13 protein-coding genes and 3 pseudogenes are annotated in these 15,356 nt (G+C 52.4%); 7 read left to right on the top strand and 9 right to left on the bottom strand.

What is annotated here, in order from left to right; genetic code table 11:
* Window positions 1-127 precede the first annotated feature (127 nt).
* From OAN307_RS26195 to OAN307_RS10030, 5 genes and pseudogenes are all read right to left on the bottom strand, one after another.
* Window positions 128-1,139 (bottom strand): annotated as a pseudogene (locus OAN307_RS26195) (IS5 family transposase).
* Between the two features lie 674 nt (window positions 1,140-1,813).
* Window positions 1,814-3,277 carry a YfjI family protein gene (locus OAN307_RS10040; protein WP_015499654.1) on the bottom strand — a complete coding sequence of 488 codons (1,464 nt, stop codon included), beginning with the start codon at window positions 3,275-3,277 and terminating at the stop codon, window positions 1,814-1,816.
* A gap of 96 nt (window positions 3,278-3,373) precedes the next feature.
* The gene (locus OAN307_RS31250; protein ID WP_015499653.1) at window positions 3,374-3,574 is read right to left on the bottom strand and encodes a helix-turn-helix transcriptional regulator; all 201 of its coding nucleotides are present in this window, start codon (window positions 3,572-3,574) and stop codon (window positions 3,374-3,376) included.
* Between the two features lie 53 nt (window positions 3,575-3,627).
* Window positions 3,628-4,332, bottom strand: a complete 705-nt coding sequence (locus OAN307_RS10035; RefSeq protein WP_015499652.1) for a hypothetical protein — start codon at window positions 4,330-4,332, stop codon at window positions 3,628-3,630.
* Between the two features lie 8 nt (window positions 4,333-4,340).
* On the bottom strand, window positions 4,341-5,423 hold the full coding sequence (locus tag OAN307_RS10030) for a tyrosine-type recombinase/integrase (protein WP_015499651.1): 1,083 nt from the start codon (window positions 5,421-5,423) through the stop codon (window positions 4,341-4,343).
* 443 nt (window positions 5,424-5,866) lie between these two features.
* Between OAN307_RS10030 and OAN307_RS31245 the strand changes: the two are divergent.
* The 3 genes and pseudogenes from OAN307_RS31245 to OAN307_RS10020 all read left to right on the top strand — a co-directional run.
* Window positions 5,867-6,046: pseudogene (locus OAN307_RS31245) on the top strand (DUF6538 domain-containing protein); the annotation flags it as partial.
* Between the two features lie 15 nt (window positions 6,047-6,061).
* Window positions 6,062-7,570 (top strand): LrgB family protein, encoded by a 1,509-nt coding sequence (locus tag OAN307_RS31240; RefSeq protein ID WP_408634944.1) that lies wholly within the window; start codon window positions 6,062-6,064, stop codon window positions 7,568-7,570.
* 613 nt (window positions 7,571-8,183) lie between these two features.
* A complete protein-coding gene (locus OAN307_RS10020; RefSeq protein WP_015499649.1) occupies window positions 8,184-8,813 on the top strand; it encodes a LysE family translocator in 630 nt (209 codons plus the stop codon).
* Between the two features lie 96 nt (window positions 8,814-8,909).
* On the opposite strand, the gene OAN307_RS10015 is transcribed toward OAN307_RS10020, so the two are convergent.
* Window positions 8,910-9,221, bottom strand: coding sequence for a cupin domain-containing protein (locus OAN307_RS10015; protein ID WP_015499648.1), 312 nt, complete (start codon window positions 9,219-9,221; stop codon window positions 8,910-8,912).
* 98 nt (window positions 9,222-9,319) lie between these two features.
* On the opposite strand from OAN307_RS10015, the gene OAN307_RS10010 reads away from it, so the two are divergent.
* Window positions 9,320-9,736, top strand: coding sequence for an Lrp/AsnC family transcriptional regulator (locus OAN307_RS10010; protein ID WP_015499647.1), 417 nt, complete (start codon window positions 9,320-9,322; stop codon window positions 9,734-9,736).
* A 97-nt stretch (window positions 9,737-9,833) separates the two neighbouring features.
* Here the strand turns inward: OAN307_RS10010 and OAN307_RS10005 are convergent, their stop codons facing one another.
* Both OAN307_RS10005 and OAN307_RS10000 read right to left on the bottom strand, forming a co-directional pair.
* Window positions 9,834-10,628, bottom strand: a complete 795-nt coding sequence (locus OAN307_RS10005; protein WP_015499646.1) for an SDR family oxidoreductase — start codon at window positions 10,626-10,628, stop codon at window positions 9,834-9,836.
* Window positions 10,629-10,923: 295 nt separating this feature from the next.
* Complete coding sequence (locus OAN307_RS10000) at window positions 10,924-11,316, bottom strand: helix-turn-helix domain-containing protein (protein WP_015499645.1); 393 nt, start codon at window positions 11,314-11,316, stop codon at window positions 10,924-10,926.
* A 72-nt stretch (window positions 11,317-11,388) separates the two neighbouring features.
* Between OAN307_RS10000 and OAN307_RS09995 the strand changes: the two genes are divergently transcribed.
* The 3 genes from OAN307_RS09995 to OAN307_RS09985 all read left to right on the top strand — a co-directional run bounded on the left by OAN307_RS09995 (window position 11,389) and on the right by OAN307_RS09985 (window position 14,419).
* Window positions 11,389-12,768 carry an MFS transporter gene (locus OAN307_RS09995; protein ID WP_015499644.1) on the top strand — a complete coding sequence of 460 codons (1,380 nt, stop codon included), beginning with the start codon at window positions 11,389-11,391 and terminating at the stop codon, window positions 12,766-12,768.
* A complete protein-coding gene (locus OAN307_RS29910; protein WP_015499643.1) occupies window positions 12,761-13,393 on the top strand; it encodes a DUF2938 family protein in 633 nt (210 codons plus the stop codon). The genes OAN307_RS09995 and OAN307_RS29910 overlap by 8 nt, the downstream gene beginning before the upstream one ends.
* A gap of 369 nt (window positions 13,394-13,762) precedes the next feature.
* Window positions 13,763-14,419 (top strand): DsbA family oxidoreductase, encoded by a 657-nt coding sequence (locus OAN307_RS09985; protein ID WP_015499642.1) that lies wholly within the window; start codon window positions 13,763-13,765, stop codon window positions 14,417-14,419.
* Window positions 14,420-14,590: 171 nt separating this feature from the next.
* Here the strand turns inward: OAN307_RS09985 and OAN307_RS09980 are convergent.
* Window positions 14,591-15,262 (bottom strand): annotated as a pseudogene (locus OAN307_RS09980) (transposase); the annotation flags it as partial.
* Window positions 15,263-15,356: the final 94 nt, after the last annotated feature.

Raw genomic sequence — 15,356 nt, 5'->3', positions numbered from 1 at the left:
GATCTCGGACTTCGCTTCTTCGAGATCGTTTCGAATGATCAGGCTTTGTACTAGACGCTTTTCCATGTTGGTTGGCTTTGTTGCACAAATCGTCTTAAAGACGTGCTTACCCTTACCCCAGACGGATTCAGTGTACAGCTTCTGTTTGGGGTATGCCAAGAGCGGTGAAGCCATTTAGGATTGCGGCACGGATTTGGATTTCCGCAACTTGCCGGTCGAAGTCTCGTGCAGAGAGACGTTGGCCGAGTAATTTCACACAATGCATTTTGGTCTCAACGCGGCTTCGGCGATGATATCCAGACAGCTGCCGCCACAATGCCCTTCCTAGATACTTTGAGGATCGAACTGCTTCGTTTCGCGCCCTCGCACCGGGCGTGTCCACTGCCCGGCAGTGGTTTGCCTGCAAACCATGAGAGGGAGGCTTCCAAAGTTTGGCGTTTTTGCGCGGCGGGATAACTGCATGGGCATTGCGTGCCGCAATCGCATCGTGGCATTTGCGCGTATCGTATGCACCGTCCGCTGTAACACTCCCGATCTCTTCGTCTGGTGGGATCTGGTTGAGCAAATCAGGGAGCACAGGCGCATCACCAATGCTGCTGCTGGTTGCCTCGATTGCACGTATTTCCAATGTTTTCTCATCGATCCCGATATGTATTTTGCGCCAGAGGCGGCGTTTTGACCCGCCATGCTTACGCGCATTCCACTCACCTTCACCCTCCGCTTTGATGCCTGTGCTGTCCACTGCCCGGCAGTGGTTTGCTAGCCAAACCATGAGAGGGGATCAGAAGGTGCAGCGGCCCCGCTGACCCTCGGTATGGAAGAGCAACGATCAAAGTCCTTTGCCGCCGACACAATGTGCTGAAGTCCGGCACCGCCCAATCCAGCCCAACCAATTTCAGCAGGCTTTCTACAAACCCAGTCGTCTGCCTTAAGGGCAGACCAAACAAGACTTTGAAGGTTAGACAAGCTTGAATGGCAGCATCACTGTAGGTTTGCTGACGCCCCCTTCGACCAGACGCGTCCGCTTCCCAAACCATCTGCGGATCAAACCAGATCGATAACGATCCTCGTTGCTTGAGTGAAAAATTGTAATCCGCCCAGTTCCGGGTCTTGTACTTCGTCGGTGTCCAGCTGCTCATAACAGCTTGCTACTACACTGGATTCATACAGTGAATCCTACAGAGCACGATTTGTGCAACAAAGCCGGCCATAACTATACGTTTCGGGAAAAACGATTTGAACTTTGGCCAAAAAGGCATGGTCGCGAGAAGCTCCCTAAGAGCCTGCACTTAAGCTGCTGAAATTAAACAGTTTAAACCCGATATACATTACAATCACTCAATTCCCTTATTGTCGAAGGTGGAAAAGTCACCATTCACTAGATAATACCTCTTACCGGGAAATAAAATCTGCGCGTGGGGGTGTAGTGGGTCTGCGCCATGAAGAGTCTGGAGCGATTTGACCCACCCCTCCCCTTTTACTAACTGGGTTAGGTCCCCGCCAACTGGCCACCGACTTAGGTGCTTTCCAGACCTTCGCTATCCCGTTTACGGACGTCCGCTCTGCGGGACAATGCCACCGATCAATCAAAGAGCACCAGCAGCAGCTTTTTGGACTTTCAGAGGACTATCCCTTCAACTTTCGTCATCAGAGGCCCTATCAGTATTCGTCTATCACCTTATCCCCGGCGAATGTTGCGAATGTTGCGAATTCCTCGCTGGCCTGTAGGAGCGCCCAATTGGCGGCGGAAAGCGCTCCGCATTGCGGAACGCCTCCATGATCAATTCGCGCGCATCGTCTGACGGCAGCAAGGCTAGCTCCGGATGATGCGGTAGGCCTTCCGGGAATTCCTACCGTTGATGCTGACAACCACACCACCGGACTGCTTAAGATGACCGTATTCTTCAAGAATCCGCATAAGGACCTTGATCTTTTCAGAACTTCTCAGCCTGCGAGGGCCGCGCTTCAAGATTTCACTGACGTCGACAAAATCATCAGCGTAGCGGTCACATAGCCACTTGCGGAGGTCCTCTGCGTCGAGAAGATTCTGCGAAACGTGTCCAGTATCGAAGATGCGAACCGCTTCAGCGAGGTAGAACTCCATGAGTGTGATCCCAATCGCCAACTGGTCCAGACTGATCAACTGCGCCTCTGGGTCTTCGAACAGGGCGATGTTGCCTGCAATGCGGGCGACTTGCTCGGCCGCCTTGCCCGCGAAGCCGGAGATGTTTGCATAGAGGCCGCCCTCCAATTGCTGTGTTTCGACTAAGTTGTAAAAGTCGACCAGCCGCATCCGCGCCGTTGCTTCGAGCTGCAAAGTCCGAGGGGTGAGCTCTAGGTGGTTGTCCTTGGCGACAGCGGGAAGTTTCTCGAGAAGCGCGACGATCCTTTCGCCAAACATCCCCATTGCTTCCTTGGCGACTTCCCTTTCACGAAGGGCCTCCTCGTCCTCAGAAAGAAACCTCGTGCCTTTCAGGCTCTCCGGCATGACAACCAGAACTCGTGAGAGAATACCTTGGTCGCGCAGTTCGTCATTCGTGAAGAGCCTTTGCGCCACCAAAGGCTGGATCGACAAGTGCAGCGACATTCGGCGACCGGCGAGGTTAGTGGCGCCGACACCCGCTCGGACTTTGTTGATGTCTTTCCCGTCCCAGAGGTTGCTCAAAGCAGCTGCGAAACCGAGCTGGTTCTGCGCACTCATGGAGTAGCCGCCCACGATCTTCCCACCTTCGTCGGAGGAAAGGCCGATCGAGGGCTGGCCGAATTCAAGGTGCCGCACAAGACCCTCATACGTCATATCGTCAAACGAAATCTTGGGACTGATCGGCTGAGTGCACGGAACATCAACCAACGCACTATTTCTTTCGTCATCAATACTGTTCCTCCCTGCACGCCCCCAGTCTTTCGATATTTGGCGTTCTTCGAAAAGAGCGAGCTTCTTCGCGTAATTCGCGAGCAAGGGTTTCTCGAAGACCCGGATGGCCTGCATGGCAAGTCCGTCAACGCTTGATTTCCTCGCGCTGGACTCCGCGACACTAAATGCAAATAGGCTTAAAGGAGCTTTGCCAAACAGTGTCTCAGTGTCCGCGTGAGATTGAGCGGCAATGCTGATGGCATTCATCACACCTTGCAAGGCAAGGGCCTTAGGCGCCTGCGTCAGCGTCGTGATCGCCGTGATCGGCGCGATAAGAGGACCGAGATCGGCGAGCGGAACCTCCGTCGCTTGCGGCAACGGCCGCATGAGGGGAATAGGTTCGGACGGGGTATCTTTAAACATAGGCTCTCCATTTGCCAGTCGAGAAACTGACATCTTTTCAATAAAACTATTTGTGTATGTTCTGGCTTGCCTCAGGGCGAAACTGGCCGGAGGAGATTAGATGCCAGCAGCGTTCACTAAGTTTGCTTCAATCCAAACGTCGAGATCCGCGCGACGATATCGCACAGCACGTAGACCAATTTTAACGAACAGGGGCCCCGACCTCTTGTTTGTGCACATGCGAAGTTTGGCAAGATAGCTCTTGCTTAGCCCTGTGTAGTCAGCGGCCTCACCGGCCGTAAGGTAGGTCTGTTGCAATGCCTTTTACTCCTGATGGTTTCCTTGGAGCACAGTTGCATTGTGAGATACGTTCACTCCATATCAAGCAAATCGAATTTTTCGTATTTGCTATCGAAGTCCTTCTTCCAACCATTGAAAGCGCCGATTGGAGTGGTTTCAGCACCAAGCACCGCGAATAGCGCCTCAAGAAGCCGGCCGAACGGGCTTTGTTTACCGAGTGAATTCGGAACGTCCATGAAGCCATAAAAGCGACACATTTTGGCAGCTGCTTCTACGATTGCCCAATCGCTTATTGGGCGATTTCGTGTTGGAATGCCTTCGGGAAGTCGATTGTTGAGGATGCGGATCCCTCGAATAAGCTCTCTGCTGCCGGCATTCACATCTCGGAGCGCAAGAGCCGCTTGTCTGCCGAGCTCCTTTGGCAAATGAGCTTTAGTCACCAAGTCTAGCTTAGTAACCTTTAGGAATTCTTGTTGTGCCAACCAATCGGCCTGACTTGCATCATCTTCAAACCCACTGCGTAGAGACCCCGGGAGAGCGCTGTAGGCCCGAGATAGCCTGACGAGACTCTCTTCTAGTTCTAGGAGCACGTCTTGCGCCTCCGCTCGCGTCCAGGCGTCGTCATTTATTGTACTATAGGTCCCATGAAAACTGTAAGCTTCAGATTTTGCTTTGAAATTCACATTCTCGCCAAAGAAACGTTCTAGGACAGCCGAGATACCGTCGATCTGATCATAAAATTCGTCCGTTCCATCTTCAGGTACTTGTCGTCGCATCTTCTATCCTATTCTTTTCCAACTGCTCGTCGCCGCAATTCATCGCACGCAATCTCCATCGACGGACGCAATGCATCCAAGGACGGTCGTGTATATCTCTGTCCCGTGATCGACAACGGCGTATGATTGAGCAGTCGTCCTACGATTTCTTCCAGAACGCCTGCTTCCATCGCAACTGTCGCGAATGTCCGGCGATGCATATGTGGATTATACTTGAGCCTTTCTGGCCTTGTGATGTGGCCTGACTCTGACTTTGGCGACGGAAACACCCAATCTCTACTCAGGGGACGAAGCGGTGCCAAGATCTCATGGTGCAGTTGCGAAATAGGAAGATCAAAACTCCGCCCGTTCTTCGTCATTGGCAGATGAATGCGGTCTTCCTGTATCTGCTCCCACTTCAAGGTGAACACTTCAGTTTTGCGAAGGCCGGTAAACAATAGCAGCTCGTAGAATACGCGATGGATTGGGTTGGGCAGATCATCAATCGTCTTCCGCCAGTGCTTCAGGTTCTCAATAATCCGCCCGTCCGGCTTATCTTCAAACCACTCTATCGCCATCGTTGGACATTCTGGTAAATCACAAGTCCGGCGGGCATGGTTGTAGATGGCGCGAAAGCTGCGAAGAACATGATTAGCTGCCGACGGCGATCCAGCCATGTCGTGATGACGGCGCACGGCCATCGCCTTGCTGATCTCGTCCAGAGGCAGGCGCATCCAGTCTTTCAGATGAAGCGTAAGCTGGGCGCGCATCCCGATCTTGTTGGTCTCAGAACGCAGCTTTGGACGTGCCAGGTATCCCTCCATCGCCGCCTCTAACGTCGGCGCACCGAGCTGGGCCGCCTTCCCTGCCCCTCTGCCCATCTCCAAGGCAAACCCAAGCGCCGTTTGCCGTGCGGCTTGCGCTGAGATGATTGGAAACCGACCAATCAGAATACGCTTGGTCTGGCCGCCAACGTCCTTCTGAAAGTACCAGGTCTTCGAGCGCTTCCCCACAAAGAGCACCAGCCCTTTGATCTCAGCGTCCCAGTACTTATCCGTCCCTGCTTTCGCATTAGGAAGTCTGCTCGCAAAAGTCTCAGAAAGCTTTGGCATATTTTTGTCTGCTTTTTGTCGGTTTTGAACTGAATGTCCGTGACACTCAGTCCATCAGCAGGAACAACATAAGTCAATGAATTGAATGACTAGGAGTGAAAAAGAATGTCAGGGAAACTCAGAACACTTGTTTGGAAAACTGGGGTCTTAACCATTACACAACGCCCGCTCAGTAATTGGTTACTATTTCATAGGCTTGAGGGCGTCAAGATGACTATCGCCAATGCTGCGAGAGAGGCCACCGTAGGCCCTGCCCCAGACTGAGTATAAGGATATATCATGCAGTCTAACTGAGCAGTTGTCTGTTAATCAATTTGTCGTAGGTTTGATCCCTACCGCCGGAGCCAATTATCCTCATTATGACCATAAATCTTTGACCCACATGGGTTAATTGTCGTATTCGGTACACAAGATCGGTACACATTCGGCACACAGGTTTACTTATGGCGTCTAAGATATCTTATCTATTTAGGTCGCCTACGGGCTGGTTTGAGTATCGCCGCCGAATCCCTAAACGTTTGCAGCCCCACTTCCCTAATAACAGGCGTGGTAAGCTGATGACGGAGTGGAAACAGTCGCTCAACACCACCAGTGAAGCTGAAGCCCCTAGAAAGTGGGTGGCAGAAAATGAACGTTACATGGCAGCACACCAAGCAGCAGAGATTTCCTTAGGTGGGCCACAAGTAATTCAGTCACACAGGGCGTCAGCAGTTGCTAAACAGCTCACAATTGATGAGGGAATACATCCAGATCAAGCCCCTACCTTAGATGCGTCTGCTACCCCCGAAGAAATCAGTGCTTTTCCTCAGAAAGTAGCTGAGTGGCACGATAACTTAGACTATAAAATAGGTTTTATGGCTGAAGACATCAGGCATGACTCTATCGATGAAGAGCAACAGCAGAAAGACTACGCTGAGGGTATTTGGGGAACAGCAGGCTATCAAACTCCATACAAGGCTATTAACCTAGACCACCCATTTGCGGTTGCGTATGCCATTGCCAAAGGCGTGAGTTACGCTCCATCTCATGCAACTTGGCGCGATGCTGTTGAGCTATATATTAAAACCAATAAGCAAGAGAAAAAGCGTGAGCTTGTTAAAGAGATCGCATGGGAAAAGTCCACTCGTCAGCTGCTGGAAAAGTTCGCAAAACATAATGGAGGCATGGAACTAAGTCTTGGGGACTTGGACCGTCAAAGCATCAGGGATTGGCTATGGGCTACATGGCCGAAGGCAGGCACAAGAAACCGCTACAACAACTGCTTTAGTGCCGTTATCAACTGCTGGAACAGAGAAATGACGGTTGCGGTCTTTAATCCATTCTCAGGCCTATCAAACAAGGACCAAGAGAAAGAAGAGGCCGAACGAAGGCGTTCTTTTAAGCCTGATGAGTGGCGCGACTACCTCCATCACGTCCAGAGTCACCACAATATAGAAATCAGACTGATTGGTCTTTTGATGCTCTACACAGGCTGTAGGACGTCAGAGGCGGCTGGCCTTCAGGTAAGGGATCTAAAGCTGGTCAGCAACAGAGCACACGTTGTCTATCGCACCAACCGAGTCCGACGCATGGACAAAGATGGTTTGGAACGTGCTGTTCCCCTACTCCAACCTCTGATTGACGCCTTTAGAGATTATGACCAATTCGTCCACTTCCTGCTCGGTCCTGCGACGGTGGCGTTGGCTTTACCGCTTTGGGATAATCGAGACACAATCCGGACCTCGGTAGCGCCGATCGTGCTGGCTTTGCTCACAGGCTCGATCGTCGCGGCAGGCTCGGCCATTATACTGGCGCGTGCCTTTGGTCTGCCGATGGAGGTCCTGCTGTCATTGGCGCCAAAGTCTACTACCGCGCCCGTGGCTCTCGGCATCTCTGAAGCAATTGGAGGGATTCCGGCGCTGACAGCAGTGTTGGTCATTATGACGGGGATCATCGGGGCTGTGACGGTCACGCCTTTGATGAATTTATTGCGGATCACCGACTGGCGGGCGCGAGGTTTTGCCGTCGGTGTTGCCGCACATGGAATTGGGACGGCCCGCGCATTTCAGGTAAACCCTCTGGCAGGGGCCTATGCGGGCATCGCCATGGCACTGAACGCTCTGCTGACAAGCCTGATCGTACCGCTGTTGGTGCGCTGGCTGGTTTGAAAGCCCTACAACTCAGTACTCGAACAGGGCATGCGGCGACGCAGCATAATCTTGCCAGAAGCCCCTACTGCCAGATCGACGTGAACGGCCTATTCTGTTGAAAAACTCCGATTTCCAGCAAAATCGGAAAATATTTGCCCATACAGCGGAACTAAAGGGTTTTGGCGAGGGGTTCGGCTAAAATGGGCTTCCGGCCACGACTAAGCGTTTTGGAGCACCACGCGGCAATCCTCTCGAAGTTTTAGCGAAGATGTGCTTTTGGCAGGAATTTCCAAATCCCCAATTAGGGAGTTTTTCAACAGAATAGGCCCATAGCGGACCTTGGCCGCCACGTCACTATACTGCGGCGTGGCTCACCATTGCGGCCATTCGTGCACAGCAAAGCATTTTTCGGTAAAAACGTAGGTCGGTGGACTTAGCGAACTCTGACCTATGCATGACCAATGACTACTTTCGGGAAAAGAGTATCAGATCGACCTAAATTTTGATCATGCAACAAACGGTCCTTTTTGGGAACCATTGCGTATGCACCTAAGACCTACCCTCAACCAAGATTTACATTCAGATGTGAGTGTCAAAAGGTTCGTTAGAACCATCAAAAGGCCTGTGAAACATGTTGCTGGATATAAATCTTCCGCTGATCCTTCTTGCCGCTCTCGTAGCAAGCGCTGGCCCCGGGCCTGCGACACTTGCAATTGCAGGAACTTCTATGGGTTCTGGCAGAGCTTCAGGGATGTCGCTGGCATCCGGAATTACAACCGGTTCGTTAATGTGGTCTGTTTCAGCAGCACTCGGTCTTGGAGCGGTTATGCTTGCGAACGCATGGATGTTTGAGGTGTTCCGATATTTTGGAGCCGCATACCTCATGTTTCTCGCTTACAAATCGGCTCGGTCAGCACTTTCCAGAAAAGAGATTGCGACTAAGCCTATGACTGGAAGTAAATCGAGATTATTTACGAAAGGCCTCCTGCTCAATGTCACAAACCCGAAAGCGATCTTGTTCTTTGGGTCTCTTTATTCGTTGGGCATTCCAGTAGGATCGTCCACCGGTGATTTGACAATTGTAATTATTGCAGTTGGAATCCAGGGTGTTTTGATTTTTCATGGATATGCTATTTTGTTCTCTTCCAAAGCAATGACACGGGTTTATCTGCGTCTTAGAAGGTGGTTCGAGGGCACATTCGCAATCGGATTTGGAGCCACAAGCTTCAAAATCATTACTGCAAAAATCCAGTCTGTGTAGATAGTCGAGTTCGATGCGCTGCCAAACCGACCGTTTGTTGAGCGGCCACTAATGGCAGACACGGCGTGCCCAGCAGGGGATGTTTCCAGCGCCAGCCTAAACGCTACCTGTTTTTTCGATCACTAAGGCACGGACGGCACCATCAGGATGAGCAACATGCTCATCACCATTTTCAGCGTGAAAAATATCACCAACTTTCAGTCTCAAAACTTCTTCGACCCCGTTTTTACGGACGTGCATGTCCACCTCGCCATCCAGCACAACGAATACTTCAGGCCCATCATTTACGTGCCATATGTAGGGCGCATCGGTCCAATGAAGCCGTACAGTCGCGTCTTCAATTCGTTCGATATCGCGTGCATCCCATGCGTGTGAGCCAGTAAATTCGCTTGCGGTGATCTTTTCCATCTAACGTTCTCCTCATTTGAGACCTACTCTGGGTCAAGGGCGCGGAAGAACATAGTTGCGAACCGACGTGATGGGGTTGCGAACCGAGGAAATTGAGTTTGGACAAAACAGATCAAAGGATATTGGCAGTATTGGAGCGGGACGCTCGGATGAGTTTCGCGGCACTGGGGCGTGAGATTGGCTTGTCGAGGACAGCTATCCAAGATCGCGTCACAAAGCTCGAAACAGACGGCGTCATCACCGGGTATTTTACCGATTATTCTTTAGGTCAGCCAGGGCTGATCAGCGCCCTGCTTTTCATCAAGATTGCTATACGCCCATGTAATCAGGCGCTAGATTGGCTTGCGTCTCTTAAGGGTGTTCAGGAAGTGCAGTCCCTGTCGGGAGATATTGATGCAATTGCCAGATGCCTTGTCCCAACACCCAGGGATTTAACAGACCTCAACGACAAGGTCGGGGTAAGCAATATGATTACATCCTCGATTTCGTCGATAGTCCTAGAGACACGTAAATAACGACTAAATTCTGCGCCTAGATCAGCGCCAAAAACAAGGGTTTGCTGAACCGAAATGGCATGAGAGCAGGGATGAGACATTCCCCGCCCTCAGTTTTTCAGCTACCGGGTGTAGCCGCCGATCCCGCCAGGATACCTCCATCGACGGTGAGCTCTGCTCCGGTCATGTAGGCGGCATCATCAGAGGCCAACAGCACGGCAATCGCAGCTACTTCTTCCGGCGTTCCAAAACGCCGCATAGGCGTATCAGCAACCATCGCAGCTTCACGTTTCTCCCGATCAGGTCCATTGCAGAGCATCGGCTCCCACATGGGGGTCATGATCGCCGCTGGATGGATTGAATTGCAGCGAATTTTTAGACCTTGGCTCGCACAATAAAGCGCCACACTTTTGGTATGATTTCGTATGGCGGATTTAGATGAAGCATAGGCCGCCGCCATTGGAACCCCTACTAGCCCCGAACGCGACGAAATATTAATGATAGAGCCAGCACCCTTTCTGCGCATGGCGCGAATTGCATAGCGGCAACCGAGAAACGTGCCGTCAAGATTTATGGCGTGGACGGCGTGCCAGTCTGCAAGCTGTGCATTTTCGGGATCGTGGGCAGGTGGTGGCCCGTCGAACGGCCCCTCCAGACCTGTGACACCCGCGTTATTTACGAGCACATCAAGGGTCGGGAAATGTTCTGTGATAGCGGTCCAGTCTGCCTCCGAGGCAACGTCTAAGCGAGCGAAGGTAGCGCCCATTGAATCAGCGGTTGCTTGACCAACCTCAACATTGATATCGGTGACAATAACCTCTGCGCCTTCATGTAAGAAAGCATGGGCAATGGCCGCGCCGATACCGCGTGCGGCACCGGTCACGAGGGCGGTTTTTCCAGTTAGTTTAGGCATAGGATTTCCTTTGTGGAACTGAAGATAGATTTCGAGCGCCGTTCGCCTAAAGCGATGCGCTCGTCAAATGCGGTTAGCCGGATTACCGGTGGCGCTTGTCCATCTTCATTCACTCTCAAATTGGAATTAACACTATATTGGCCGCGGATCGAATATTCAAGAAGGGCTGGCAACTGCCATTCGAAAGAGTCCAAAAACCATCGTTTGTTAAACCATAGCAAATGGCGGTTCAGAACCGCCTTTATCGCCGCTCACTTTAATGCAGTCATCTCTTCCGCCGTGGAAATGCTCCGCTTTACGCTTTTCTCTTCATTGCCACCCGTAAAATGCGTCGGAATCGAGGGCAGTCCAAGTGGTGCTCTGCGGAACAATTCATAATATGCCGAATTCCGTCTCTTAGGGCGGCCAACTCTTGGATCTGAGAGTCAAGCATATCGGCTTTCTGCCCAAGGGCGGAGCGATCCAAATCAGGTTGCCCCTCCACGCCGATCAATGCGCGTATCTCAGCAAGAGAAAAGCCTGCCGTCTGCCCAAGTGCGATCAACGCCAATCGCGTTGTTACCTCCTCTTCAAACAGCCGTTTCAACCCCTTACGTCCTATTGATCGGATAAGTCCGACCTCTTCGTAGTACCGCAGCTTCGAAGCGGGGAACCCGGTACGTCGGGAAAGTTCAGAAATATCTAACATGGCCTTGACCTCAAGTTGGCTTGAAGTTGTACATATAGTACTTCAGCAAAATATCAACGGAGTTTCAGGTCCATGACAATCTCGCATACCACCAATCCACCAAGCACATCGCCGCTGCTTGCCTTTGTGTTGCTGGCGCTGGTCCAAGCGGTTCTGATTTTTACAATCACTCTTATTGCGGTGCCGTTGCCCCACATCGGAACAGAGTTTGGGCTCAACACATCCGAACTTATACTGCTGCAAGTCTCTTATGGGCTGCCATATAGCGGCCTGCTCCTGCTCGGTGGTGGGCTGAGTGATCGTTTCGGCGGCACACCTGTACTGCACATTGGCCTTTGGGGTTTCGGGCTCAGCTCTCTCGGTGCAGCATTGTCTCCGTCTTTTGAAGTGCTTGTGGGAATGCGTGCCATGCAAGGGATTGCAGCCGCCATGATCGCTCCTGCTGCTGTCACTCATGTTGCGGCTCTCTATCCCAATGCTCAAGATTTTGATCGTGCTATGGCGCGATGGGGCGGAATTTCGGTCCTCGGAGCGGCAGCTGGCGTTGTTCTTTCTGGGGTACTCACCACTTGGATTTCTTGGCGCTGGATGTTCGCGGTCCCCTGCGTCACGGCGCTTGTCGCCCTGACCCTACGCGGACGCATTTTCCCAGTACTATCTGCGCGAGCCCCGCGAGGAAGGTTGGATATTCTAGGTGCCATCTTTGCACTGTTGGCCTTCACGAGTGGAGGTTATGCTTTAAGTATGGGCAGCGAACACAATTGGCTGTCTCTCTCAGTAGCTGGCTTTGGCACTCTAGCAGTGCTGGCCGTGGTGGCATTTGTTTGGCGGGAGCGGCGCGCCAAGCTGCCGCTTTTGCCGCCAGATTTTTTCGATGATCGTCGGCGGGTCATCGGAAGCCTCGGGATTATGCTGGCTGCAGCAAGCATGGCGCTCGTGACCTTCATTCTTGCACTCTATCTGCAAGGCGGGCCGGAATGGAGCCCACTTGCCACAGCAATGGCTCTGACACCGTATCTTGCGGTGTTGATCCTGGGTAACGGGCCTGCGGGCTGGGCGGTGCTTCGGTTCGGGGCTAACCGCACGATGGTTATTGGCCTTGGCCTCCTAGCGGTGGCGCTTGGTCTACTATCTGGCTTCGGGCCAGACTATCTTCAGCAAATTCTACCGGGATTAATAATCTTGCCCGCGGGAACATCCCTGATGTTTGCGGCATCTGCCGTGCTGCTAACGCAGGACATAACACCTGAAAGAATGGGTCTTGCTGCCGGTGTTATGAACACTGCGATGGAGCTTGGGCCCACCGTTGGTATGGCCGGTTTCCTTACCCTGACAGCTTTGCGGCCCGAACTGGATGATGGCTGGTCTTTGGCCCTGATTGCATCAGCAGGTACCGCCTTTGTGATAGCTCTCTACGCAGCATTCGGACAGAAAGTGCGCAAAAATGGATAAGGTTCTACTCGACGGCTTTGTCATCAGCATTGGTGCCACCCTGTTTATGGACCTCGTCGCCCTATTTTTAAAACAAAGTTTAAGCATTCAACCACTCAATTATTCTTTGGTCGGGCGATGGTTCGTTCACCTACTACAAGGCCGTGTTCGCCATAGCCCGATCACCGCCAGCCCGGCGCGCTCGTATGAGAGTTTGATCGGCTGGACTTTGCATCACTTAACAGGAGTGGTGTTTGTTCTCATCTTTCTGTCCTTTGTTGGTGATAAATGGCTCATAACTCCTCGTCTAGGACCGGCGCTCGCGTTCGGCGCACTGACTGTAATAATCCCCTTCCTCATGTGCGCCGCATCGAAGAACACAACGCGTCGCTCCGCGATCTTGCCGACGCGATCCCCGCCAATGCTCGCGGTCCGTACAAAGTGGATGCATTTTGCAACCTTGAGCCGGATGACGATATCGACACCAAGATACCGGATGCTGAACGCCGTCTTGCAGCCGCACGATCTGCGGATGCGATCCGCCAAAGACCTGGCTTTCAGGACTTTGCGCTTCCCGATTTTGATATCGAAGCCATTGATGCAGTGCTCGGTCGCGGCTTGCCTGACCTTGAAGCTGAAGGGGTGAGCGGGTGCGGGCGCACCTCACCAAGCTCGGTCGCGGCGGCGAGGCGTGGATACCCGCACTTGAACTTAAGAACGAAGATCATGCAACTCTCACGACAGTGCAATAACGCCAAATCCCTAGGATAATTACTTTGCGTGCAGGCACCTTAGGCTGCGGCATTTGCGGCATTTGCGGTAAATATCCTCTCAAGGATCATGTGAAGACACGCGGCAACTTTCAAAAATTAAAATTGGGAAGTTCAGGCGTGAGCTATACAGACAAATTTACTATTTGAAGACGCTGGTTGAGAGCCAGATGAGCTCCATAACTTGACGTTTTGTTCATTCGACCACACCTGCATGAGGTATCACAGTTCAAAGGAATTCCTCCATGACAACGACGCCATTGCGTATCGATATTATCTCAGACGTCGTCTGTCCGTGGTGCATTGTTGGTTACCGCCAGTTGAAAAAGGCTGCCGAAGCGTCGGGCACGGCCGTAGATATCCATTGGCATCCGTTTGAACTGAACCCTAGCATGCCTGCCGAAGGCCAGAACATCGTCGAGCACATAATGGAAAAATACGGCAGCAGTCAGGCTGAATCACACGCCAACCGTGATCGCCTGACAGCAATCGGTGAAGATCTCGACTTTACGTTTTTATTCGCTGACGACATGCGAATGCATAACACGTTTGATACACACCAATTGCTGCACTGGGCGACGCTTAAGGGCAAAGGCGACGATCTGAAACAGGCGCTATTTATCGCGCACTTCACCCATTGTCGCAATCTGTCCGACCCCGATGTACTTGCCGCCATTGCGTCAAAAGTCGGCCTCGACCGTGCAGAAGCCGAGGCCATTCTGATCGATCAACGTTTTGCTGACCAAGTTCGCGCAGAAGAAAAATTCTGGACCCAGCAAGGTATCACCGGAGTCCCCGCAATGGTTTTTGACCGCCAGCATTTGGTTACTGGTGCACAGGGGGTCGACAATTACGCCAACATTCTGTCCCAACTGACACAGGGCGGCGGAGCATCAGAATAACAGCTGCTGACTGCAAACTTCACCAAGGCCTGCTGTGCGAACAACTTAAAGTTGGCGGTCCGCATGTGCCTGTCTCACTAAGAGAAAATCTGTTTTGAAACCAAAGTGACCGTTGTCGCCAACTTTAACTTTGCAACCAAAACGCAGACATAATGCGTCATGACTAGATTGCCTTTCGCTGATGGACACAGCATCTTTAATCTGACCATTGCCGTTGCGCTTCTGGCTGGCGTGCTTGGAGCGCCTGACGGTGCGTTTTGCGCGCAAGTGCGCCAGCAGCTCCTTTTTGAGGACACCGCGCGCCTGTATATAGAGGCTACGATAGATCGTTTCGTGTGACACCTGTTTGCATGCCTCCCCCGGGAACGCTCGTTTGAGCCAACCGGCAACCTGCTCTGGTGACCACTTGCGCCGCAGCTTAGCTGATACTGCGCGCGCCAATGTTGGGTGACAAGCCAGCTTGCACAACTTGGGACGCAGAGCGCGATCCCAAGCGGCCTGATCAGACGCCATCGCACGATAGCCAGTCAGTCCACCATTGCGCCGAACCTCCCTGCTGATCGTCGAGGGCGCACGCCGCAACTGAAGCGCAATTGCGCGCAGAGACTGCTTGGTGCTCAGCCCGCGAGATATCTCTTCACGCTCAGAAAGGCTCAATGCAACGTGTCCGCGCTTGCGATCCAGCGGACGTATCCCGCCAGTTGGTGAGATCACTGAAAAGACTGAGGATGATTGGCGATCGAACACCCGCCCAATAGACCTCATCGACTCGCCACGTTGCCAACGATCCCAGATCTCAGCCCGCTGCTCAGCTGAATAGTAAATCCTGCGACGATACTTCATTTGAAACACTCCAGCTCTTCCTAAAGATTAAAGTGTTGCGTCGACCGGTTGAGGCCGCCGCCCAAACCTGCCGTTCGTGAGAAGTACGCCTAAA

It is taken from the genome of Octadecabacter antarcticus 307, assembly GCF_000155675.2.
GTDB classification, from domain to species: Bacteria; Pseudomonadota; Alphaproteobacteria; order Rhodobacterales; family Rhodobacteraceae; genus Octadecabacter; species Octadecabacter antarcticus.
The sequence above is the reverse complement of the archived record's forward strand: the minus strand, read 5'-3'. Positions and strand labels throughout refer to the sequence as shown.

Bases quoted from the DNA above. Each gene is read 5' to 3' on its own strand.
- OAN307_RS10040 (WP_015499654.1), bottom strand. From the start codon at position 3,277: ATGTTTAAAGATACCCCGTCCGAACCTATTCCCCTCATGCGGCCGTTG.
- OAN307_RS10035 (WP_015499652.1), bottom strand. From the start codon at position 4,332: ATGCGACGACAAGTACCTGAAGATGGAACGGACGAATTTTATGATCAG.
- OAN307_RS10030 (WP_015499651.1), bottom strand. From the start codon at position 5,423: ATGCCAAAGCTTTCTGAGACTTTTGCGAGCAGACTTCCTAATGCGAAA.
- OAN307_RS31240 (WP_408634944.1), top strand. From the start codon at position 6,062: ATGGCAGCACACCAAGCAGCAGAGATTTCCTTAGGTGGGCCACAAGTA.
- OAN307_RS10020 (WP_015499649.1), top strand. From the start codon at position 8,184: ATGTTGCTGGATATAAATCTTCCGCTGATCCTTCTTGCCGCTCTCGTA.
- OAN307_RS10015 (WP_015499648.1), bottom strand. From the start codon at position 9,221: ATGGAAAAGATCACCGCAAGCGAATTTACTGGCTCACACGCATGGGAT.
- OAN307_RS10005 (WP_015499646.1), bottom strand. From the start codon at position 10,628: ATGCCTAAACTAACTGGAAAAACCGCCCTCGTGACCGGTGCCGCACGC.
- OAN307_RS10000 (WP_015499645.1), bottom strand. From the start codon at position 11,316: ATGTTAGATATTTCTGAACTTTCCCGACGTACCGGGTTCCCCGCTTCG.
- OAN307_RS09995 (WP_015499644.1), top strand. From the start codon at position 11,389: ATGACAATCTCGCATACCACCAATCCACCAAGCACATCGCCGCTGCTT.
- OAN307_RS29910 (WP_015499643.1), top strand. From the start codon at position 12,761: ATGGATAAGGTTCTACTCGACGGCTTTGTCATCAGCATTGGTGCCACC.
- OAN307_RS09985 (WP_015499642.1), top strand. From the start codon at position 13,763: ATGACAACGACGCCATTGCGTATCGATATTATCTCAGACGTCGTCTGT.